This is a genomic window from Micromonospora parathelypteridis (genome assembly GCF_014201145.1).
GTDB lineage: Bacteria > Actinomycetota > Actinomycetes > Mycobacteriales > Micromonosporaceae > Micromonospora > Micromonospora parathelypteridis.
Map to the genome: position 1 here is coordinate 5,154,272 of NZ_JACHDP010000001.1, position 22,399 is coordinate 5,176,670.

At 68.6% G+C, this 22,399-nt stretch carries 15 protein-coding genes; 14 read left to right on the forward strand and 1 reads right to left on the reverse strand.

Annotated elements, in window-relative coordinates; genetic code table 11:
* The first annotated feature begins 23 nt into the window (after window positions 1–23).
* From HNR20_RS23380 to mmsB, 10 genes are all read left to right on the forward strand, one after another.
* The gene (locus HNR20_RS23380; protein ID WP_184183580.1) at window positions 24–1,565 is read left to right on the forward strand and encodes a sugar ABC transporter ATP-binding protein; all 1,542 of its coding nucleotides are present in this window, start codon (window positions 24–26) and stop codon (window positions 1,563–1,565) included.
* Window positions 1,562–2,632: an ABC transporter permease gene (locus HNR20_RS23385; protein ID WP_184183583.1), complete on the forward strand. Its 1,071-nt coding sequence runs from the start codon at window positions 1,562–1,564 to the stop codon at window positions 2,630–2,632. The genes HNR20_RS23380 and HNR20_RS23385 overlap by 4 nt, the downstream gene beginning before the upstream one ends.
* Window positions 2,629–3,618 carry a galactofuranose ABC transporter, permease protein YjfF gene (gene yjfF, locus HNR20_RS23390; RefSeq protein ID WP_184183586.1) on the forward strand — a complete coding sequence of 330 codons (990 nt, stop codon included), beginning with the start codon at window positions 2,629–2,631 and terminating at the stop codon, window positions 3,616–3,618. Before HNR20_RS23385 ends, yjfF begins: the two co-directional genes overlap by 4 nt.
* Before the next feature lie 26 nt (window positions 3,619–3,644).
* Window positions 3,645–5,147, forward strand: a complete 1,503-nt coding sequence (gene araA, locus HNR20_RS23395; protein WP_184183588.1) for an L-arabinose isomerase — start codon at window positions 3,645–3,647, stop codon at window positions 5,145–5,147.
* 342 nt (window positions 5,148–5,489) lie between these two features.
* On the forward strand, window positions 5,490–7,589 hold the full coding sequence (locus tag HNR20_RS23400) for a family 43 glycosylhydrolase (protein ID WP_184183591.1): 2,100 nt from the start codon (window positions 5,490–5,492) through the stop codon (window positions 7,587–7,589).
* Window positions 7,590–7,904: 315 nt separating this feature from the next.
* The gene (locus HNR20_RS23405) at window positions 7,905–8,891 is read left to right on the forward strand and encodes a LacI family DNA-binding transcriptional regulator (RefSeq protein ID WP_184183594.1); all 987 of its coding nucleotides are present in this window, start codon (window positions 7,905–7,907) and stop codon (window positions 8,889–8,891) included.
* Between the two features lie 239 nt (window positions 8,892–9,130).
* The gene (locus HNR20_RS23410) at window positions 9,131–10,777 is read left to right on the forward strand and encodes a glycoside hydrolase family 27 protein (protein WP_184183597.1); all 1,647 of its coding nucleotides are present in this window, start codon (window positions 9,131–9,133) and stop codon (window positions 10,775–10,777) included.
* A gap of 313 nt (window positions 10,778–11,090) precedes the next feature.
* Window positions 11,091–12,233 (forward strand): multiple monosaccharide ABC transporter substrate-binding protein, encoded by a 1,143-nt coding sequence (gene chvE / locus HNR20_RS23415; RefSeq protein ID WP_184183600.1) that lies wholly within the window; start codon window positions 11,091–11,093, stop codon window positions 12,231–12,233.
* A 78-nt stretch (window positions 12,234–12,311) separates the two neighbouring features.
* Window positions 12,312–13,850 carry a multiple monosaccharide ABC transporter ATP-binding protein gene (gene mmsA, locus HNR20_RS23420; RefSeq protein WP_184183603.1) on the forward strand — a complete coding sequence of 513 codons (1,539 nt, stop codon included), beginning with the start codon at window positions 12,312–12,314 and terminating at the stop codon, window positions 13,848–13,850.
* Window positions 13,847–15,097 carry a multiple monosaccharide ABC transporter permease gene (gene mmsB, locus HNR20_RS23425; protein ID WP_184183606.1) on the forward strand — a complete coding sequence of 417 codons (1,251 nt, stop codon included), beginning with the start codon at window positions 13,847–13,849 and terminating at the stop codon, window positions 15,095–15,097. The genes mmsA and mmsB overlap by 4 nt, the downstream gene beginning before the upstream one ends.
* Window positions 15,098–15,515: 418 nt before the next feature.
* Here mmsB and HNR20_RS23430 read toward each other — a convergent pair whose 3' ends face one another.
* Window positions 15,516–16,895, reverse strand: a complete 1,380-nt coding sequence (locus tag HNR20_RS23430) for a CBM96 family carbohydrate-binding protein (protein ID WP_184183609.1) — start codon at window positions 16,893–16,895, stop codon at window positions 15,516–15,518.
* A 221-nt stretch (window positions 16,896–17,116) separates the two neighbouring features.
* Here HNR20_RS23430 and HNR20_RS23435 point away from each other — a divergent pair, with 221 nt between their 5' ends.
* From HNR20_RS23435 to HNR20_RS23450, 4 genes are all read left to right on the forward strand, one after another.
* Window positions 17,117–18,397, forward strand: coding sequence for an MFS transporter (locus HNR20_RS23435; RefSeq protein WP_229687364.1), 1,281 nt, complete (start codon window positions 17,117–17,119; stop codon window positions 18,395–18,397).
* Window positions 18,394–19,377, forward strand: a complete 984-nt coding sequence (locus HNR20_RS23440; RefSeq protein WP_184183615.1) for a TolB-like translocation protein — start codon at window positions 18,394–18,396, stop codon at window positions 19,375–19,377. The genes HNR20_RS23435 and HNR20_RS23440 overlap by 4 nt, the downstream gene beginning before the upstream one ends.
* Before the next feature lie 120 nt (window positions 19,378–19,497).
* A complete protein-coding gene (locus HNR20_RS23445) occupies window positions 19,498–21,024 on the forward strand; it encodes an alkaline phosphatase D family protein (RefSeq protein WP_184183618.1) in 1,527 nt (508 codons plus the stop codon).
* 13 nt (window positions 21,025–21,037) lie between these two features.
* Window positions 21,038–22,351: a hypothetical protein gene (locus HNR20_RS23450; protein ID WP_184183621.1), complete on the forward strand. Its 1,314-nt coding sequence runs from the start codon at window positions 21,038–21,040 to the stop codon at window positions 22,349–22,351.
* Window positions 22,352–22,399 lie beyond the last annotated feature (48 nt).

Here is a 22,399-nt window from a genome sequence, read left to right on the forward strand (position 1 = left end):
CAACCCAGAAGAGGTCTGATGGGATGACGGATAGCCGTCCGGTCCTGACGATGACCGGGATCAGCAAGTCCTTCCCCGGGGTGCGCGCACTCCACGACGTCAACTTCCAGCTCTTTCCCGGCGAGGTGCACGCCCTGATGGGCGAGAACGGCGCCGGCAAGTCGACCCTCATCAAGGTGCTGACCGGCGTCTACGACACCGACGATGGTGTGATCACCCTCGCCGACGAGCCGGTGTCGTTCAGCGGGCCGATGCAGGCGACCGCCGCCGGGGTGAGCACCGTCTTCCAGGAGGTCAATCTCTGCACCAACCTCTCGGTGGCGGAGAACATCTTCATCGGTCGCGAGCCCCGGCTCCTCGGCGCCGTCCGCTGGGGCGAGGTTCGCCGCCGCGCCCGCGCCCTGCTGGCCCGCCTCGAGCTCGACCTCGATGTGAGCGCGCCGCTCGGTTCGTACTCGCTGGCGATCCAACAGATGGTCGCCATCGCTCGCGCGATCGACATCCAGGCTCGGGTGCTGATCCTGGACGAGCCGACGTCCAGCCTCGACGCCAGCGAGGTGGCGCAGCTGTTCCGCATCATGCGGCAGCTGCGTGACGAGGGCATCGCGATCCTCTTCGTGACCCACTTCCTCGACCAGGTCTACGAGATCGCCGACCGCATCACCGTGCTGCGCAACGGCGGGCTCGTCGGCGAGTACCTGACCACCGAGCTGCCCCAGCTCTCCCTGATCGAGAAGATGATCGGCAAGGAACTCGACGTCCTCGAGGGCATCGAGGAGCACTCCCGCCGGAACCTGGCCGCGCTGGAGGAGGGCACCCCCCTGGTGGCGGTGTCGAACTTCCGGCGGGCGGGCGCGGTCGAACCGTTCAGCCTCACCATCCACGCCGGCGAGGTGGTGGGCCTGGCCGGCCTGCTGGGCTCCGGGCGTACCGAGGTCGCGCGGTTGTTGTTCGGGGCCGACCGGACCGACGGCGGCCAGGTCGCGGTCGACGGCGCGGCCAGCAGCCTGCGCACCCCCGCGCAGGCCATCGACCACGGCGTCGGCTTCTGTTCGGAGAACCGCCGCGCGGAGGGCATCGTCGCCGACCTGTCGGTCCGCGAGAACATGATCCTCGCCATGCAGGCCGCCCGTGGCTGGCTGCGGCCCATTCCGCGTCGTCGCCAGGACGAGCTGGTCGACAAGTACATCAAGGCACTCAACATCCGGCCCGCGGATCCGGAGGTGCCGGTACGCAACCTCTCCGGTGGCAACCAGCAGAAGGTGCTGCTGGCCCGGTGGCTGATCACCGAGCCACGACTGTTGATCCTCGACGAGCCGACCCGGGGCATCGACATCGGTGCGAAGACCGAGATCCAGAAGCTCGTGACGCAGTTGTCCGACGGCGGCATGGCGGTGCTGTTCATCTCCGCCGAGTTGGAGGAGGTGCTGCGTCTCAGCCACAAGGTGGCCGTGATGCGGGACCGGCAGATGGTCGCGCAGCTCGCCAACGACGACACCCTCGACGCCGACCGCATCATGCAGACCATCGCCAGTGGATCTCACCGGGAGGAGGCAGACCGATGAACGACACCATGGGCCGCTACCGGACGGTGATCGGTCACCGGCTGTTCTGGCCCGCCGCCGTGCTGGTCGTCATGCTCGCCGCTAACACGATCTACCGGCCCGGGTTCCTGTCCATCGAGCTCAAGGACGGGCACCTGTACGGCACGCCGATCGACATCCTGCGGCTGAGCGCACCGCTGATCCTCGTCGCCCTGGGCATGACCATGGTCATCTCGACCGGCGGCATCGACCTGTCGGTCGGCTCGCTCTGCGCGATCAGTGGCGCGATCGCCTGCATGTACATCAGCAAGCAGCCCGACCAGAACAGCCTCGGCGTGGTGCTGACCGCCCTCGCGATGGCGTTGGGGGTCTCGCTCGTGCTCGGCGCCTGGAACGGCGTGCTGGTGGCCGTGATCGGCATTCAACCGATCATCGCCACCCTGATCCTGATGGTGGCTGGCCGGGGCCTCGCCCAGCTGATCACCGAGGGGCAGATCATCACCATCAACTCCGAGCCGTACCGCGCGATCGGCCTGGGCCACATGCTGACCCTGCCGCTGGCCATCTTCATCGCCCTCGCCGCTGCCCTGCTCGTCGCCGCGTTCACCCGCCGCAGTGCGCTCGGCATGATCATCGAGTCGGTCGGCGGTAACGCCGAGGCCAGCCGCCTGGCGGGCATCCGCTCCGGCCGGATCGTGTTCCTCGTGTACGTGCTCAGTGCCGGCTGCGCCGCGATCGCCGGTTTCATGATGACGGCCAACGTCTCCAGCGCCGACGGTAACGCGGCCGGCCTCTGGGTGGAGTTGGACGCCATTCTCGCGGTCGTCATCGGCGGCACGTCCCTCGCGGGCGGCCGGTTCTTCCTCAGCGGCACGATCATCGGTGCGCTGATCATTCAAACCCTGACCACCACGGTGTACGCCATGGACATCTCCCCGCAGACCTCGCTGCTGTTCAAAGCGGTCGTCGTCATCGCGGTCTGCCTCATCCAGGCACCGGCCTTCCGGGCCCGGTTCGCCCGCCGCAGGCGCAACGCGCCGTCGCCGGGCGCCATCGCCGACAAGCCGAAGGAGCAGGTGCCGGCATGACCACTGGATCGCTTACCGCTGGCCGTGCCAGGTTCCGGCTGCCGAGGCGGCAGATACCGGTCCTCGCGACGCTCGTCCTGCTCCTGGTGATGTACGGCATCGGGGTGTCCCAATACCAGGCGTTCTCCAACGTGCAGGTCATCTTCAACGTCTTCATCGACAACGGCTTCCTGCTCGTCGTCGCGGTGGGCATGACCTTCGTGATCCTCACCGGTGGCATCGACCTGTCGGTCGGATCGGTCGTCGCCATGACGGCGATGGTGTCGGCCTGGCTGCTCCAGGAGGGCCTGCCGGCGGCGCTGGTGCTCGTCATCGCCCTGCTCATCGGCCCGACGCTCGGTCTGCTGATGGGATGCGCAATCCACTTCTTCGAGATCCAGCCGTTCATCGTCACGCTCGCCGGAATGTTCTTCGCCCGGGGGATGTGCACGTTCATCTCCGGAGCGTCCATCCCGATCACGGACGGGTTCTGGACCAGGATGTCGCAGGAGCGGATCGGTGATCCGCGGGGCAACTTCGTGTCGATCAGCGTGCTCGTCGCCTTCGTCGTGGTCGCCATCGCGGCGTACGCGTTGGCCTACACCCGCCTGGGCCGCAACGTGTACGCGATCGGCGGCAACCCCCAGTCGGCCCTGCTGATGGGCCTGCCGGTGGGGCGGACCCGGATCGCCGTCTACACGATCAGTGGCCTGTGCTCGGCCATCGGCGGCATCCTGCTGTCCTTCTACACCCTGTCCGGTGCCCCGCTGATCGCCGTGGGCATGGAATTGGACGTCATCGCCGCCGTCGTCATCGGTGGCACGGTGCTCACCGGCGGCGCCGGTTACATCTTCGGCACGGTGCTCGGCGTACTCGTCCTGGGCGTGATCCAGACCCTCATCACCTTCGATGGGAGCCTCAACTCCTGGTGGACCAAGATCGTGATCGGCAGCCTGCTGTTCGCGTTCATCCTCCTCCAGCGTCTCATCGGAATCCGTTACAAGTGACCGCCCCTCTCGCGGAAGGCAATCCCATGGCACCACACACCGAACCCGAGATCTGGTTCCTCACCGGCAGCCAAGGCATGTACGGCGAGGAGACGCTCCGGCAGGTCGCCGAGCAGTCCCGTCAGATCGCGGCCGCGCTCGACGACTCACCGCAGATTCCCGCCCGAGTGGTCTGGAAGCCCGTCCTGACCAACAGTGGTGAGATCCTGCAGGTCTGCCGGGACGCTGCCGCCCAGGGCGCCATCGGGGTGATCGCGTGGATGCACACCTTCTCTCCGGCGAAGATGTGGATCTCTGGTCTGGACGCGCTGCAGACGCCGCTGCTGCACCTGCACACGCAGGCCAACGTCCTGCTGCCGTGGAACGACATCGACATGGACTTCATGAACCTGAACCAGGCGGCGCACGGCGACCGCGAGTTCGGGTACATCCAGACTCGTCTCGGTGTGGCCCGCAAGACGGTGGCCGGGCACGTCAGTGACCCGCGAGTGACCACGCGGGTCGGGGCGTGGGCGCGCGCGGCGCTCGGCTGGTCGGCGATGCGGTCGCTGCGTCTGGCCCGTTTCGGCGACAACATGCGCGACGTCGCGGTGACCGAGGGCGACAAGGTCGAGGCGGAGCTGCGGTTCGGGGTCTCGGTCAACACCTACGGCGTCAACGACCTGGTCAAGGTGGTCGGCGAGGTCACCGACGCGCAGGTGGACGACCTGGTCAAGGAGTACGAGGACACCTACCGCATCGGCGGTGAACTGCTGCCCGGCGGTGAGCGGCACGACTCGTTGCGGTACGCGGCACGCCTGGAACTCGGCATGCGCACGTTCCTGGACGCTGGCGGTTTCCGGGCGTTCACCACGAACTTCGAGGACCTCGGAGGTCTTCGCCAGCTGCCGGGCATCGCCGTGCAGCGGCTGATGGCGGACGGCTACGGCTTCGGTGGCGAGGGCGACTGGAAGACCTCCGTCCTGGTCCGCACCCTCAAGGCGATGTCGGTGGGCGTGGACGGCGGCACGTCGTTCATGGAGGACTACACCTACGACCTCACTCCGGGTCAGGAGTTGGTGCTCGGCGCCCACATGCTCGAGGTCTGTCCGACCATCGCGTCCGACGTGCCCAACGTGGAGATCCACCCGCTGAGCATCGGCGGGCGGGAGGACCCGGTCCGTCTCGTGTTCGACGCGGCGCCCGGGCCGGCGGTGGTGCTCGGACTGGCCGACATGGGGGAGCGCTTCCGTCTCGTGGCCAACGAGATCGACGTGGTGTCTCCGCCGCAGCCGCTGCGCCGGCTGCCGGTCGCCCGAGCCGTCTGGCGTCCGCGACCCGACCTGCCGGTGTCGGCCGAGGCGTGGATCACCGCTGGAGCGCCGCACCACACCGTGCTGTCGCAGGCGGTGGGGGTGGAGGAGTTGCACGACCTCGCCGAGATGAGCCGCACCGAACTCGTCGTCATCGACGCCGACACGGAGCCCCGCCGCTTCGCAGACGAGATCCGCTGGAACCAGGCCTACTACCGGTTGGCCCGCGGCTTCTGACCCGCGCGGCCCGGCCGCGTCCATGACGGGTGGTCCGTCCCTGCCTGCGTTTCCGAGGCAGGGGTGGGCCACCCGTCTTGTGTGCGCCTGGCACCACCACGAGCCGACTGGGTTACGTCTTGACTCAGGACGTGTTATCGCTCACAGTGTATAGCTAAGACAGTCGATGTCTGTGGCTGGCCCGGCCGCGATCACGTTCCTCCCCGTGTGCGGCAGATCATCGCCACGAACCACGGTGAGTGATGTTAGCGATCACATGTGGCGACTCGGCCAGCTCTGCACACCGCCCGGTGCCGCAGATGACGACCCAGACCGTTCGGTTCGCATCGTCGGAGGAGGATCATGGTTGCCATCGGTCGGGTTTCCGGGACAGCGCCATCAGCGCGGAGACGTGGGTGGCTGTCGCGAGTCGCCGCCGCCGCGGTCGCGGTGGTGGTGGGCGGCGCGCTGGCGGCGGTCGCGCCGACGCCGGCGTCGGCCGCGACGGTGGACACCAATGCGTGGTACGTGTTGGTGAACCGCAACAGCGGCAAGGCGCTGGACGTCTACAACCAGGCGACGAACGACGGTGCGCGCATCACCCAGTGGGCGCGTAACGACGGTGCGTGGCAGCAGTGGCAGTTCGTGGACTCCGGTGGTGGCTACTACCGGTTGAAGTCGCGACACTCGGGCAAGGTGCTCGACGTCTACAACCTCTCGACCGTGAACGGCGCGTCGATCGTGCAGTGGGCGGACGGCAACGGGGCCAACCAGCAGTTCCGCTTGGCGGACTCGTCCGGTGGTTACGTCCGGCTGATCAACCGGAACAGCAACAAGGCAGTGGAGATCCAGAACGCGTCGACCGCCGACGGTGGCAACGTCGTGCAGTACGACGACTGGGGTGGCAACAACCAGCAGTGGCAACTCGTCGCCGTCGGCGGCAGCAACCCCGGCAACCCCGGCACGTCGTACTCGAACCCGACGGTCTGGCAGGACTTCGCCGACGTCGACATCATCCGGGTGGACAACGCCTACTACCTGTCGGCGTCCACCATGCACTACTCGCCGGGCGCGCCGGTCCTGCGCTCGTACGACCTGGTGAACTGGGAGTTCGCCGGTCACTCCGTGCCCCGGCTCGACTTCGGGTCGAAATACGACCTGAGCGGCGGTCACGCGTACGTCGACGGAATCTGGGCCTCCACGTTGAACTACCGGCCGAGCAACCGGACGTACTACTGGGCCGGGTGCATCGACTTCGCGCAGACCCACATCTACACCGCGTCCGCCGTCGACGGCGCCTGGAGCAAGCACACCACCATTCCCAACTGTTACTACGACGCCGGGATGCTGATCGACGACAACGACACCATGTACGTGGCGTACGGCAACGGCACCATCAGCGTCGCGCAACTGTCCGCCGACGGGAAGTCCCAGGTGCGCGCCCAGCAGGTCTACACCACGCCGTCGAGCATCGGGACGCTGGAGGGCGCGCGCTTCTACAAGCGCAACGGCGCCTACTACATCTGGCTCACCCGCCCGGCCAACGGCCAGTACGTGCTGAAGTCGACAAACGGTCCGTTCGGCCCGTACGAGCAGCGTCAGGTGCTGCTCAACCTGCCCGGCCCGATCTCCGGCGGCGGTGTGCCGCACCAGGGTGGGCTGGTGCAGACCCAGAACGGCGACTGGTACTACCTGGCCTTCGTCGACGCGTACCCCGGTGGTCGGATGCCGGCCATGGCCCCGATCACCTGGACCGGCGACGGCTGGCCCGTGCTGCAGACGGTCAACGGCGCGTGGGGCAACTCGTACCCGAAGCCGAACCTGCCCGCGCCGCCCCGAACGGTCAAGCCGCTCACCGGCACCGACACGTTCGCCGGCACCACTCTCGGCCCGCAGTGGGAGTGGAACCACAACCCCGACAACAGCAGGTGGTCGGTCAACAACGCACTGAGCCTGCAGACCGCCACCGTCACCGGCGACCTGTACGCCGCGCGTAACACGTTGACCCACCGGATCCAGGGCCCCACTTCGACCGCCACCATCGAGTTGGAGTACTCCACGATGCGCGACGGTGATCGCACCGGTCTGGCGGTGCTGCGCAACTCGTCGGCCTGGATCGGGGTCCGACGGGACAACGGGTCCACACGTCTGGTCATGCAGAACGGCCTGACGATGGACGGCAACTGGAACACCACCAGCACCGGCAGCGAGGTGGCGAGCACCGCCGTCTCCGGCGGCCGGATCTGGTTGCGCGCCAACGCCGACATCAGACCCGGGTCCGGCCGGCAGGCTCGCTTCTCGTACAGCACGGACGGGGTCAACTTCACCTCGTTCGGCAACGCCCTGACCCTGGAGAACAACTGGCAGTTCTTCATGGGCTATCGGTTCGCCGTCTTCAACCACGCGACCCAGGCGCTCGGCGGTGCGGTCACCGTGCGTCGGTTCGATCTGACGACACCATGACGCCAGTCACACGGCGATCGGTCTGACCGGTGGCGCTTGCCGCACCGCGGCAAGCGCCACACGTCGTTGGCCGCGTACTCGGTGCGAGGATTGCGTTGTACGGCTGCGGCACCTCCACAGTCCGCCCACAGCCGTGCCGAGACCGGGGCGGTAACTGGCGTAGACTGACGGCGATCCAGCGCTGGTCACCTGGGATTCAGCACCGGCGTGGTGGCTGAGCGAGAGGTGATCGGGCCGGGCCGCTCCAGTCGACGTCGGCGGGTCGCGGGCCGGCGGTGTAGCGGGGGGAGTGCAATGGCCGTCCACGGTCCCGCGATGACGGACGTCGCTCGTCTGGCCGGTGTCTCCCATCAGACGGTGTCGCGGGTGCTCAACGGGCACCCCAACGTCCGTGAGCAGACCCGGCTGCGGGTCCGGGCGGCGATCGCCGAGCTCGGCTATCGCCCGAACGGCGCGGCTCGCGCCCTGGTGACCGGCCGATCTCAGGTCATCGGCGTCGTCGCGCAGAACACGACGCTCTACGGTCCGGCGTCGCTGTTGGCCGCCTTGGAGCAGACCGCCGCCGAAGAGGGTTTCGCGGTCAGTGTCGGCAGCGTGCGTAATCTGGACCACGGTTCCATCTCGGCCGCCGTGGAGCGGCACCTGTCGCACCGGGTCGCCGGCATCGTGGTCATCGCGCCGGTGGAGTCGGCGGGCGAGGCACTGGAACACCTGCCCAAGGATGTCCCGCTGGTCACGGTCGACGGTGACCCGAGCCGGCCGGTGCCGTTGGTGACGGTCGACCAGGTGGCGGGCGCCCGGGCGGCGACCCAGCATCTACTTGACGCCGGGCATCGCACCGTCTGGCACGTGTCGGGGCCGTCCGACTGGTTCGACAGCGTCGGCCGGATCGACGGTTGGCGGCAGGCACTGCTGGCAGCCGGGGTTGAACCGCCGCCGCTGATGCCGGGGGACTGGTCCGCAGCCTCGGGTTACCGGAGTGGGCAGATGTTGGCGCGGATGCCGGAGGTCACCGCGGTCTTCACCGCCAACGACCATCTCGCGCTGGGCGTGCTGCGGGCGTTGCACGAGTTCGGCCGACGAGTGCCGGACGAGATCAGCGTGGTCGGCTTCGACGATGTTCCGGAGGCGGCCTACTTCATTCCGCCGCTGACCACCGTTCGTCCGGACTTCGACGCGGTGGCGCGGGCGAGCCTGCAGATGCTGCTGGCCCAGATCGAGTCGGGCACCGGTGGGGCGTTGCGGCAGACCATCGCCCCGGCTCTGGTCGCCCGCGAGAGCGTCGCCCCACCGCGTCACTGACGGCGGCACGCTGCCGAAACGCCCTGCTTCTTCGCGGGTTCGATAAGACACCTTCTCAATCGATCGAAGCCGATGTCGATCGATGGTTTGCGATGCGGCGACCACAAGGTATTGAACCTCATGAAATGTCGCCGTAACATGATGGACGTCTCTGTTAACGCTAACAGGAATTGGCGTCCAAAAATCAGCCCATCAAGCAGATCGTAGTCACGGGCGGGCGCCACCGACAAGGAGGCTCGATGAACCGCATGACCCGAGGTCGTCGCTGGGGGAGCGTGCTGGCGGCCGGACTGCTGCTCGCCGGCGCTCTGGTCGGCCTCCGCGCCCCGGCGGCGCAGGCACTGGAGAACGGTGTGGCGCGCACTCCTCCCATGGGTTGGAATTCGTGGAACTCGTTCGGCTGCAACATCAACGAAGCGCTGATCCGGCAGTCCGCGGACGCGATCGTCAGCAGCGGGATGAGGGACCTCGGTTACCAGTACGTCGTGGTCGACGACTGCTGGTTCAACCCGAACCGGGACGGCTCCGGCAACCTCCAGGGAGACCCGGGTCGGTTCCCGAGCGGGATGAAGGCGCTCGGCGACTACCTGCACGCCCGAGGCCTGAAGTTCGGCCTCTATCAGGTGCCGGTCGACAAGACCTGCGCACAGTACTTCGGCGCCTACCCGGGCGCGACCGGCAGCCGAGGACACGAGGCGCAGGACGCCCGTCAGTTCGCCGCCTGGGGTGTCGACTTCCTCAAGTACGACTGGTGCTCGCCGGAGGGCAGCATCGACGAACAGGTCGCCACCTTCGCCCGGATGCGTGACGCGCTGGCCGCCACCGGTCGACCGATCGTCTACAGCATCAACTCGAACAGCATCCACGCCAAGACCGGCCCCCAGCGCAACTGGGGCGACGTGGCCAACATGTGGCGCACCACCGAGGACATCACCAACGCCTGGAACACCGGCCAGACCAACGGTTACCCGATGGGCATCCAGAACATCATCAACGTGACCGTTCCGCTGGCCTCGTACGCGAGGCCGGGCGGCTTCAACGACCCGGACATGATGGAGATCGGCCGGGGCGGCATGAACGACACGGAGATGCGCAGTCACTTCGCGATGTGGGCGATCATGGCATCGCCGCTGATCGCCGGCAACGACGTGCGGAGCATGGACTCCGCCACGCAGACCATCCTGAAGAACAGCAACCTCATCGCGATCAACCAGGATTCGCTCGGGTTGCAGGGAACGCAGGTGTCGTTCGACGGTACGCGTCGGGTGCTCGCCAAGCGGCTCGCCAACGGTGACGTGGCGGTCGCCCTGTTCAACCAGGGCGGGTCGACGACGACGATCTCGACCACGGCCGCCGCCGTGGGCAAGTCCGGGACCTCGTTCACGCTGGTGGACGCGTGGTCCGGTGCTACCAGCTCCAGCGGCGGGGCCATCAGTGCCAGCGTTCCGGCCCACGGCACGGTGGTGTTCCGGGTCAGCGGTGGCGGCACGACGACGCCGCCTCCGACGACGTCGAGCGCGTTCGCCAGTGCCGCCTCCGGCCGCTGCCTCGACGTTCCGGCGAGCAACACCACCAACGGCACCCAGCCGGTGATCTGGGACTGCAACGGCGCCGCCAACCAGCGCTGGAGCATCAGTGGTCAGACCCTGCAGTCGCTCGGCAAGTGCCTGGACGCGCCCCTCAACGCCACGGCCGGCTCCCGGGTGCAGATCTGGGACTGCAACGGTGGGACCAACCAGCGGTGGACGATCAACTCCAACGGCACGATCAGCGGAGTGCAGTCCGGGCTCTGCCTGGACGTCAACAACAACGGCACGGCCAACGGCACCACGGTGCTCCTCTGGACCTGCACTGCCGCGGCGAACCAGCGGTGGTCGCAGCGGTAGTCGACCGGGTCCGTCGAGCGACCGGGTCGCGGCAGCCCACCTGATCCAGCCGCGTTGTTGGTGCCCGCGGACGACGCCCGTCGTCTGCGGGCACCTGTCGCGCCGGCCGCCTACACCCATGGTGGCCGCCGTCACGATCCCAGGTAGGGTCCGGTCTTGCCGTCGGTCGAACCCCTCGGGACGCCTCCGTTACGAGACCGTGACACCGGTATTTCGGATCAAGTGTTGACGTGCCCTATGTGAGCGCTAACACTACCCGAAAGATGACAGTTGGCCCCGGCAGTCGGCGGGGGAGTCCGGAGAGGAGAAGCCCGTGGGCAGGAAATTCCTGGTTGCTCTCGGCGGCGCGATGCTGACGCTGAGTATGGCGGCGTGCAGTGGCGGGGGTGCTGGCAGCGGTGGTGACAAGAGTGGCGACAAGCCCTCGGACCTGACCATCGGCGTCTCGATGCCGACCCAGACCTCGGAGCGGTGGATCGCCGACGGCAACGCGGTGAAGTCGAAGCTGGAGGCGAAGGGCTACAAGGTCGACCTCCAGTACGCCGGCGACGACATCCCCACCCAGTCGCAGCAGGTCGACCAGATGATCACCCAGGGCGCGGATGTCCTGGTCATCGCGGCGATCGACGGCACGGCGCTCAACAGCCAGCTGCAGGCCGCCGCGGCTGCGAAGATCCCGGTGATCTCCTACGACCGGCTGATCCGCGGTAGCAAGGACGTCGACTTCTACGTCAGCTTCGACAACTACAAGGTTGGCGTCGCCCAGGGCACCGCGCTGCTCGTCGGTCTCGGCCTGCTGAACAAGGACGGCTCGAAGGGCACGGCCAAGGGGCCGCTGAACGTCGAGCTCTTCGCCGGGTCGCTGGACGACAACAACACCCAGTACTTCTACGGCGGCGCGATGGACACGTTGAAGCCGTTCATCGACGACGGCACGCTGATCGTCAAGTCCAAGCAGACCACCCCCGAGCAGGTAGCCATCCTGCGGTGGCAGCAGGAGACCGCGCAGAAGCGGATGGAGAACCTGCTCACCTCCAGCTACAACGACGGCTCGAAGGTCGACGGGGTGCTGTCGCCGTACGACGGCATCTCCCGGGGCATCATCACCGCCCTGCAGAACGCCGGCTACGGCAGCGGCGCGAAGAAGCTCCCGGTCGTCACCGGCCAGGACGCGGAGATCGCCTCGATCAAGCTGATCAATGACGGCGTGCAGGGCTCCACGATCTTCAAGGACACCCGCCTGCTGGCCGACCAGGCCGTGAACGCCGCCGAGGCGTTCCTGCAGAAGAAGCAGCCGCAGGCCAACGACACGAAGACGTACAACAATGGTGTCAAGGTCGTCCCGGCGTACCTGCTGCCGTTCGCGACCGTCTACAAGGACGACATCAAGGCGACGCTGATCGACTCCGGCTACTGGACGGCGGAAGAGGTCGCCGCCGGCCAGGCCAAGAAGTAAGTCATTCGTCGGGCCCGGCGGTCACCGCCGGGCCCGACGCGTTGGCGTACCGCGTCCAGACCTGACGGAGGACAGACCATGGACGACACCATCCTCGAGATGCGTCACATCACCAAGACGTTCCCCGGCGTGACCGCGCTGGAGGACGTCACCCTCGCGGTCCGCCGAGGTGAGATCCACGCCATCTGCGGGGAGAACGGCGCCGGCAAGTCCACCCTGATGAAGGTGCTGTCCGGCGTCCACCCGTCCGGCTCGTACGACGGCGAGATCCTCTTCGACGGAAAGCCGATGCAGTTCCGTGGCATCCGGGACAGCGAGGCGAACGGCATCGTCATCATCCACCAGGAGTTGGCCCTGGTGCCGTACCTGTCGATCGCGGAGAACATCTTCCTCGGGACCGAGCGCCGCGGCCGCCTCGGGCTCATCGACTGGAACCTGGCCAACGCCGAAGCGGCCAAGCTGCTGGCGTCCGTCGGGTTGCACGAGAACCCGGTCACCCCGGTCATCCAACTCGGCGTCGGCAAGCAGCAGTTGGTCGAGATCGCCAAGGCGCTGTCGAAGAAGGTGCGTCTGCTCATCCTGGACGAGCCGACCGCCGCCCTCAACGACGTCGACTCGGCGCACCTGCTGGACCTGTTGCGGGCGCTCAAGGAGCAGGGCATCACCTGCATCATGATCTCGCACAAGCTCAACGAGATCACCGCCATCGCCGACTCGACGACCGTCATCCGCGACGGGCGCACGGTGGAGACCCTCGACATGAAAGCCGACGAGGTGACCCAGCAGCGGATCATTCGCGGCATGGTCGGGCGGGACCTGGACAGCTTCTACCCCGACCGTGAGTCGTCCCCCGGCGAGGAGGTCCTCCGGATCGAGAACTGGACGGTGCGGCACCCGGTCCAGGACCGGATGGTCGTCGAGGACGTCGCCGTGTCCGTCCGCGCCGGTGAGGTCGTCGGCATCGCGGGTCTGATGGGTGCGGGTCGCACCGAACTGGCGATGAGCGTGTTTGGTCGGTCCTACGGGCGCGACATCCGGGGCCGGATCTTCGTTCGCGGGCGGGAGGTGCAGGCGCGTTCCGTCGCGGAGGCGATCGACAACGGCATCGCCTACGTCACCGAGGACCGCAAGAGGTACGGCCTCAACCTCATCGACGACGTCCGCCGCAACGTCTCCGCCGCCGCGTTGGACCGGCTCGCCCGCCTCGGTTGGGTGAACGGCAACGAGGAGATCAAGGTCGCCGAGGCGAGCCGGCGGGAGATGAACATCAGGACGCCCAGCGTCATGGCGGTGGTCGGCAAGCTCTCCGGCGGCAACCAGCAGAAGGTCGTGCTGTCGAAGTGGCTGTTCACCGACCCGGATGTGCTGATCCTGGACGAACCCACCCGGGGAATCGACGTCGGTGCCAAGTACGAGATTTATACGATCATCAATCGGTTGGTGGCCGCCGGCAAGGCGGTGATTGTCATCTCCTCCGAGTTGCCGGAGCTGCTCGGCATGTGCGACCGCATCTACACCCTCGCCGCCGGCCGGATCACCGGTGAGATGCCGGTGGCCGAGGCGACTCAGGAGAGCCTCATGGAGCTGATGACCAAGGACAAGGAGCTCGTCGCGTGACCAGCATCAAGACCCCCTCGACGGAGCGCCCGACGCCCCCGGACAGCACACCCGCCGCCGCCCTGCACAGCGGGACGAACGACCTGCGGGCGCTGGTGTTGAACAACCTGCGGCAGAGCGGGATCTACGTCGCCCTGGTCGTCATCGTCGCGCTCTTCGCGATCATGACCGACGGGGTGTTGCTGAGCCCCGGCAACATCACCAACATCGTCCTCCAGTACTCGTACATCCTGGTGCTCGCGATCGGGATGGTCATCCTGATCATCGGCGGCCACATCGACCTGTCGGTCGGATCGGTCGTCGCGTTGACCGGAGCGGTGTCCGCCGTCCTGGTGATCCAGCAGGGCCATCCCTGGTGGGTTGGCGTGCTGGCCGCGCTGGCCGTCGGCATCGTGGTGGGCGCGTGGCACGGATTCTGGGTGGCGTACGCCGGCATTCCGGCCTTCATCGTGACCCTGGCCGGAATGCTGCTGTTCCGGGGCCTCACCCTGCGGGTGCTCGACAACATCTCGCTGTCGCCGTTCCCGTCCGAATACCAGCAGGTCGCGGCGGGCTTCCTCAACGGGCTGCTCGGTGGGGAGGGCTACGACGCCTTCACGTTGCTGATCGGCGCCGTCGCCGTGGCCGGGTACGCGGTGAGTGGCTTCCGCACCCGCGTGGCGCGCATCCGCTACCAGCAGCCGGTCGAGTCGTTCCCGCTGTTCGTCGCCCGGGTCGTGCTGGTCGGCGCGGTCATCATGTACTTCGCGTGGCAGTTGGCGCACGCCCGTGGGTTGCCGATCGTGCTGATCATCCTTGCCGTCCTCGTGCTGGTCTACGGCCTGCTCACCCGGCGTACGGTGTTCGGTCGGCAGGTCTACGCGATCGGCGGCAACCTGTCGGCGGCGGCGCTGTCCGGGGTGAAGGTCCGCACCGTCAACTTCTGGATGTTCGTCAACATGGGCTTCCTGGCGGCGGTGGCCGGCGTCATCTACTCCTCGCGGTCGAACGGCGCCCAGCCTGCCGCCGGCAACATGTTCGAGCTGGACGCGATCGCCGCTGCCTTCATCGGCGGCGCGGCGGTCACCGGTGGCGTGGGCACCGTGGTGGGCGCGATGGTCGGCGGTCTGATCATGGCGGTGATGAGCAACGGCATGCAGCTGATGGGTGTCGACCAGTCGACCCAGTCGGTGGTGAAGGGCCTCGTCCTGCTCGTCGCGGTCGCCTTCGACGTCTACAACAAGCGCCGCGCCGGCACGGCCCGCTGACGTCGTAACAACACGACCGTGGCCCCTGCCCGCCTCTGCGGGCGGGGCCACGCGTCGGTAGGCCGCAGTGCGCCCGTCTCCGCGCCCTGCGTCGGCCTTCGGCACTTCGCCGACCGAGGAGTCCCTACGGCGATGCCTGAGCCGCCCCGCGGGGTCGACCCACCTGACGGCACCCCTGTAGAGCTGCCCCAGATATGGACCGCGCCCTGCGGAGGTGGCTGCGGCTTGCGGTGCTTGCGGTGCCTGCGGAGCTTGCGGTGTTTGCGGTGCTTGCTGTGCCTGCGGCGCTCGCGGTGATCCGGTCGGGGCCGCCCCACAACTGGGGCAGCTCTACAGGGAACCGGACACACCCTGGCAGCGCCAGGGAGCGACGCGGACGATCCCGCTGCGCCGCGCACGGCGCAGCGGGATCACGCGGTCAGTGGCAGTTGCCGGTGCCGCTGTCGTTGTAGGTCTGCCCGGCCACCGGCACGAACCGCCAGTCGTAGCTGCCGGAGTGCAGGGTGAACTTCAGGACACCCCACGCGGAGCTGTTGCGCGCCTCGCTGTTGGGCTGGATGGTGCCGAAGCCGTAGTGACCCGCACCGCCCATCCCGGCGACGAAGCTGCGCATGCCTCGGCTGGCGTCGGCGCCACCGGCCGGGTTCATCGGAGCGAACCGCTCGTACACGTGGTTGTGCCCCCACACGACGACGTCGGCGTTGTAGTCGTAGAGCGCCTGGTACAGCGGACGTGTCGACGTCGACGGCGCGTGGTTGGAGCTGGACGTGAACAGCGGGTGGTGCCAGTACGCCAGCGTGCACGGCTTGCTGCTGGCGGCCAGGTCCGCACGCAGCCACTGCTCCTGCGTCGAGCCGGCCGACATGCTGATGTTCGAGTTCAGCGAAACGATGTGCCAGTTGCCGAGGTCGAACGAGTAGTAGCCGCGACCGCTCGGGCCGGCGGACGTACCGAAGTAGTTGTAGTAGCCGGTCGCACCCGACGTGTTGTAGTCGTGGTTGCCCGGCGACGGGCGGGTGCGCGTCTTGTGCCGACCCCAGGTGGGCTCGTAGTAGCTGTTGAACTGCGACGCGGTGCCGCTGTCGTAGACGTTGTCGCCGGTGGTGAAGACCGTCCCCGGGATGCTGTCGAGCAGCGTGGCGGTGGCGCTGTCGCCGGCGCCCGAGTCGGCGATGTCGCCAGCGCCGACGAAGACCGGGTCCCCGGAGGGCGGCGGTGTCGTGGTCCCGGTGGAGACCACCAGCTGCGGGGCGTCGGCACCGCTCTCGCGCGTGTCGTAGTAGGCGCCGTCGCCGCTGGCGGAGGTCCCACCGAAGCTGTACGTGCCGTTGCCGGTGACGGCCGCCGTGACGTCGACCTCGTACCAGCTGTTGCCGCTGACCGCGCCGATCGTGCCGAGAGTTGCCCCGTCGATGGCCGGCTGGTTGTTCCAGGTGGTGCCGGTCTCCGACCACGTCGTGTTGGACATCCGCCGGAACGTGCCGCCGGCGTCGCTGCCGCTGTTGCCGCTGATCGTGCGCAGTCTCAGCTTGGCACTGGTCACCGTGCCGCTGACACCGCTCACCGTGAAGCGCAGGAACGAACGCCGCACGGGCGAGTTGTCGACCACGACCTGGGTGGACGTGCCGTAGTTGGTGGACGCGGTGTCGCTCTGGACGTAGGTGTCGGCGACCGGCGTGAACGTCACGCTCGCCGCCGACGCCGCGCCAGCGCCGCTGACGACGACCGCGGCGGTGGCGGCGACGAGCACCACGACCGTCCCCATCGTCACCGATGGACGCGGGAATCGAATGTGCATCCAGGACTCCTCTGCAGTGGGTGTAGAGCGCAAGGAATGTAGGAAGGTCGATGGGACGGCGGGCGACGGACGGATGAACAGTGCGTCCGGGCCGGCAAACATCTCGATGTTCGAGGTGAGTTCACCCGTGCCATGCCTGGCTGCCACGCACGGTCCGTTGTGCGCTCTCCGATAAGTACGGACGATGGCTGACCGGCAGCCGTCGATCCGAGGAGATGCTCGTGTACCTGTCGACCGTCTCCCGACCGGTCACCGACCCGCCCGAGGTCGGGCCACGCCGCCGACGGATGGCGATGGTCAGTGGCAACGTCGTGGCACTCGGCACGGTCAGCTTGATCACCGACATCTCCGCGGAGATGGTGGCCGCCGTACTGCCGCTCTATCTGGTGCTGGGCCTGCAGCTCAGCCCGGTGGCCTTCGGTGTGCTCGACGGAGTCCACACTGGCGCGACCGCGCTGCTGCGGGTCGTCGGCGGTTACGCCGCGGACCGGTTCCGGCGACGCAAGCTGATCGCCGGCATCGGTTACACGCTCTCGGCGGTCGCGAAGCTCGGCCTGCTGCTCGCCGGCCGGTCGGTACCGGCGATCGGCGCCGTCATCGCCGTCGACCGGCTCGGCAAGGGCGTACGCAGTGCGCCGCGGGATGCACTGATCACGCTCTCCACACCACCTGAGGCCCTGGGCCGGGCGTTCGGGGTGCACCGGGCGATGGACAGCGTCGGCGCGTTCCTCGGGCCGCTCGCCGCGTTCGCGGTCCTGCTGGTCGTCGGAGAGTCGTACGACGCGGTCTTCGTCACCAGCTTCTGCGTCGCCGCCCTGGCCGTCGTCGTGCTCGTGCTCTTCGTTCGCGAGCGCCCGGCCGGTGCGCCGACGGACGGCCCGGACGACCCGAAGGTCTCCGTGCGCGAGGCGTTCGGCCTGCTGCGCAGCCGGCCGACCCGCCGGATCGTGCTGGCCGCGGCCCTGCTCGGGCTGGCCACCATCGGCGACGGCTTCGTCTACCTGCTGCTGCAGCGCCGAGCGGAGCTCGACCTGCACTGGTTCCCGCTGCTCGCGGTGGGGACCAGCCTGGCCTACCTGCTGCTCGCCGCCCCGCTCGGTGTGCTCGCCGACCGGATCGGCCGGCTGCCGGTGGTGATCGGCGGCTACTCGGCCCTCGGTGCGGCCTACCTGCTGCTGGCCGGACCGGTCGACGGTTGGCCGCTGATCGCGCTGACCCTGGCGCTGTACGGCGCGTTCTACGCGGCCACCGACGGCGTGCTCATCGCGCTCGCCGGGCCGGTGCTGCCCGCGCGGCTGCGAACCACCGGAATCGCGCTGGTGCAGACCGGGCAGGCACTGGCGTACCTCGTCTCCTCGGTCCTGTTCGGTCTTGCCTGGCAGGCGTGGGGGCCGGGGAACGCCATCCGGGTGGCGGCCGTTGCCGTCGCCGGCGTCCTCGTCGTCACCCTGCTCCTCCTGGCCACCCCCTCCCGTCTCGTCACCCGGAAGGTGCCCCGATGACCGCGTTGTCGACCCGAGCCAAGCTCGGTGTGGTTGCCGCCTCGGCGGTCCTGCTGGGCAGCGTGGCGGCCGGCTACGCCGCCACGGCCGCAGAACCGGCCCGAACGCCGCCACCAACCAGCGGGGACCAGGCGGTCACCCTGGATCCCGGCGCTCGCCTGCTGGCGATCACGGACCGGCACGTCTCCACGGTCGCCACGGCCGACCCCGCCGGGCCCCGTACCGTCTCCGGCCTGGAATGCCTGCGGGTGTACGCGGCGGCCGGCACCGGTGTCTGCCTGAAACCAGAGACCGCCTGGTCGTACCAGGTCGTCGTGCTCGACTCCGCGCTGCGCCAGCAGCGGGCGGTCAGCGTGCCGGGCCTGCCGAACCGGGCCCGGGTCTCGGCCTCCGGCCGGATGGTCTCCTGGACGACGTTCGTCGGCGGCGACTCCTACACCTCCAGTGGCTTCTCCACCCGCACCGGGATCCTCGACACCACCACCGGCGTAACGGTGAGTTCGCTCGAGGAGTTCGCGATCACCCGGGACGGTCGGAGCTACCGCAGCCCCGACGTCAACTTCTGGGGCGTCACCTTCACCGCCGACGACAACCGCTTCTACGCGACCATGTCGACCGGGGGCAAGAGATACCTCGTCCGGGGCGACGTCGCCGCCCGCTCGGTCGAGACGCTGAAGGAGAACGTCGAGTGCCCGTCGCTGTCACCGGACGGCACCCGGGTCGCCTTCAAGGAGGCGATCGACGCCGACCCGGCGAAGGGTTGGCGACTGTCGGTGCTCGACCTGGCGACCATGCGGGTCACCGCGACGGCCGAGACCAGCAGCGTGGACGACCAGGCCGCCTGGCTGGACGGCGGGACTCTCGCCTACACGCTGCGCCAGGACGACGGCCAGCCCGACGTCTGGACGGTCCCGGCCGACGGCTCCGGTACGCCGAAGCTGACGATCCCCGGCGCGGAGTCACCGTCACCGCTCACCTGACCGCCGGCACCGATCCCGGCGGTCAGGACACCTGACTGCCTTGGTGCGGACAGCAATCCGTCATGTCCGATTCCGCGCCACACCCATCGCCGTTCATCGAAGATCCCGAAGGTATGGCGCATGACAAGGCTGAGCCGTCGCATCTTCGTCCTCGGTGGACTCGCTGCCGCTGGTGCTGCGATGACACCCCAACAGAGTGCCCAGGCCGCGGCACCGTTCCCCTTCAAGCTCGGTATCGCCTCCGGTGATCCGGCACCTGACAGCGTCGTCCTCTGGACCCGGCTGGCACCGTCGCCGCTCAACGCCGACGGGCAGGGCGGCATGGCCAACGCCGACGTGACAGTGGAGTGGCAGGTGTCCACCACCGACCGGTTCACCTCGCTGGTCGCCTCGGGCTCGGTGGTCGCCCGCTACACCGACGCGCACTCGGTGCACGCGATCGCGGGTGGGCTCGCCGCCGACTCCGACTACTACTACCGCTTCCGGGCCCAGGGTCACATCTCGCCGGTTGGTCGGACGCGGACCGCCCCGGCGCCCGGCACCTTCGGCCGTGACCTGGTGATGGCCTTCGCCTCCTGCGCCCACTACGAGGCCGGCTACTACACCGCCTACCGCCGGATGGCCGAGGAGAACCCCGGGCTGATCCTGCACCTCGGGGACTACATCTACGAGGGTGGCGTCGGCAGCTCCGTGGTGCGACAGCACGTGGGCGCCGAGATCGTGTCGCTTGCCGACTACCGCCGCCGGTACGCGCTCTACAAGTCCGACCCGGACCTGCAGGCGGCACACGCGGCCGCACCCTGGCTGGTCGTGCCGGACGACCACGAGGTGGAGAACAACTACGCCAACATGGTCCGCAACGACAGCAGCCCGACGCTGACCGCCGCCCAGTGGACCGCCCGGCGGACCGCCGCGTACCGGGCCTACTACGAGAACATGCCGCTGCGGCCGGCCTCCGCCCCGAGCGGCAACAGCATCCCGCTGTACCGCCGCGTCCGCTGGGGACAACTCGCCACCTTCCACATGCTCGACACCCGGCAGTTCCGCGACGACCAGGCCTGCGGTGACGGCTGGAAGGTCTGCGCGGACGCGGACCTGGCCTCCCGGTCCCTGACCGGCGCGACCCAGGAGGCGTGGCTGCTCGACGGACTGGCCCAGCGCTACGGCACCTGGGACATCCTCGGCCAGCAGGTCTTCTTCGCCCGCCAGTTCGACGCGAGCGGGGCGGCGAGCATGGACGCCTGGGACGGCTACCGTGCCTCCCGCAGCCGCATCCAGACCGGCTGGCAGCAGCGCGGGGTGCGTAACCCCCTGGTGCTCACCGGCGACGTGCACAGGTCCTGGGCCAACGAGCTCAAGGCCGACTACGCCAACCCGTCCTCCGCCACCATCGGCACCGAACTCGTCTGCACCTCGATCAGCTCGACCGGTAACGGCAGCGGCAGCACCACCATCCCGAACGCGGCGACCAACCCGCACCTGAAGTTCTACTCGGACCGGCGCGGCTACGTCCGTACCACGATCAGTCGCAGCCAGGTCCGCGCGGACTTCCGCACGGTGAACACGGTGACCGAGCACGGGGCCGCGGCGTCCACGGCGCGCTCGTTCGTCATCCTCGACGGCCAGCCCGGCCTGCAGGCCGGGTAGAAGGAGAACCACCATGACCGCACTCACGTCACTGCTCGCCGCGTCCCTCCTGGTGCCGAACGTCGTACCGGCCCCGATCGCCGTCACCGCCGAGGCGATCACCTGGACCACCGCGAACAGCGTCGCCACCGGCGACCAGGACCTGCCCTCCATCGCCATGAACCGCAACGGTCAGGTCGCGGTGGTGTGGGAGGACGACCGGGACAGCACCGCCCCCGAGTCCGACACCCACAGCGAGATCTACCTGCGGCTGTTCCGCGACGGCACGCCCGCGTACGAGCTCAAGCTCTCCGGCGGGGGCACCAGCGGGGCCGCCTGGCGACACATCAGCCCCGATGTGGGGCTCGACGACCGGGGCAACGCCGTGGTGGTCTGGGCCGCCGACGGCGACGGCAACGGCGTCTACAACATCCAGTACCGGGTGGTCTCGCCGAGCGGCACGGTGCTCGGCTCGGGGCAGGCCAACGCCAGCGATGCCGGGCAGCAGATCTGGCCGAAGGTGGCGGTCGACCCGGACGGCGCGCCGACCACCGGCGCGGTCGGCTTCAGCGTGGTCTGGGAGGACGTGCAGGGGACCGCGCCCGCCACCGTCAAGGCCGCCGGCTTCACCGCCCCGACCACCAAGGCGTACGAGGTGACGGCCTCGCAGACGACGGGGACGCACCACCGCCCCGACGTGGCGGTGGCCGCCGCCGGCGAGGCGCTGGTGGTCTGGGACGAGGACGCCGACGCGAACGGCTCGTACAACATCGGCTTGACCCGGCTGGCCCGGTCCAACGGCGCGGTGGTGCTGTCGCGGCGGACGGCCAACGCGCAGAGCGGCGGGCAGCAGCAGCGGGCCTCGGTCGCGGCGAACTTCGCCGGGGACTTCACCGTCGGGTGGGAATCCGACCACACCGGCACCCGGGGCGTCTGGGCGCGTTCGTTCACCCCGGCCGGCGTCGCCCGACACGACGAGGTCCAGGTCTCCACCGGCGCCGGGGCCATCGCCCCCGGCGTCGGCATCGACGACCAGGACAACATCGTGGTGGGCTGGACGGTGTCGGGCACCAACCCGGACGTCTGGGCGCGCGGCCTCAACCCGGACGGCACGTCGACCGGTCGCCTGGCGGCCCAGGCGCTGAGCCAGACCACGACGGGTCGTCAGGAGCATCTGGCCATCGCCGCTTCTCCCTGGGGCGAGGTGAGCCTCTGCTACACCGACGACAACGACGGGAACGGCTTCGACCAGGTGCTTCTCGGCCTCGGGGCGACGAACTCCACCTGGCTGATGTCCGCTGACGAACTGCGCCGGCTGAAGGCGCGGGGCAACACGGCGGCGCGCTGAGCGGATCGCGTCTCCCGGGTCGCGGGCCGCGTTCCGACAACGGGACGT

Excerpts from the sequence above, each read along its gene's own strand:
- HNR20_RS23380 (WP_184183580.1), top strand. The coding sequence starts at position 24 with ATGACGGATAGCCGTCCGGTCCTGACGATGACCGGGATCAGCAAGTCC.
- HNR20_RS23385 (WP_184183583.1), top strand. The coding sequence starts at position 1,562 with ATGAACGACACCATGGGCCGCTACCGGACGGTGATCGGTCACCGGCTG.
- yjfF (WP_184183586.1), top strand. The coding sequence starts at position 2,629 with ATGACCACTGGATCGCTTACCGCTGGCCGTGCCAGGTTCCGGCTGCCG.
- araA (WP_184183588.1), top strand. The coding sequence starts at position 3,645 with ATGGCACCACACACCGAACCCGAGATCTGGTTCCTCACCGGCAGCCAA.
- HNR20_RS23400 (WP_184183591.1), top strand. The coding sequence starts at position 5,490 with ATGGTTGCCATCGGTCGGGTTTCCGGGACAGCGCCATCAGCGCGGAGA.
- HNR20_RS23405 (WP_184183594.1), top strand. The coding sequence starts at position 7,905 with ATGACGGACGTCGCTCGTCTGGCCGGTGTCTCCCATCAGACGGTGTCG.
- HNR20_RS23410 (WP_184183597.1), top strand. The coding sequence starts at position 9,131 with ATGAACCGCATGACCCGAGGTCGTCGCTGGGGGAGCGTGCTGGCGGCC.
- mmsA (WP_184183603.1), top strand. The coding sequence starts at position 12,312 with ATGGACGACACCATCCTCGAGATGCGTCACATCACCAAGACGTTCCCC.
- HNR20_RS23430 (WP_184183609.1), bottom strand. The coding sequence starts at position 16,895 with ATGCACATTCGATTCCCGCGTCCATCGGTGACGATGGGGACGGTCGTG.
- HNR20_RS23440 (WP_184183615.1), top strand. The coding sequence starts at position 18,394 with ATGACCGCGTTGTCGACCCGAGCCAAGCTCGGTGTGGTTGCCGCCTCG.
- HNR20_RS23445 (WP_184183618.1), top strand. The coding sequence starts at position 19,498 with ATGACAAGGCTGAGCCGTCGCATCTTCGTCCTCGGTGGACTCGCTGCC.
- HNR20_RS23450 (WP_184183621.1), top strand. The coding sequence starts at position 21,038 with ATGACCGCACTCACGTCACTGCTCGCCGCGTCCCTCCTGGTGCCGAAC.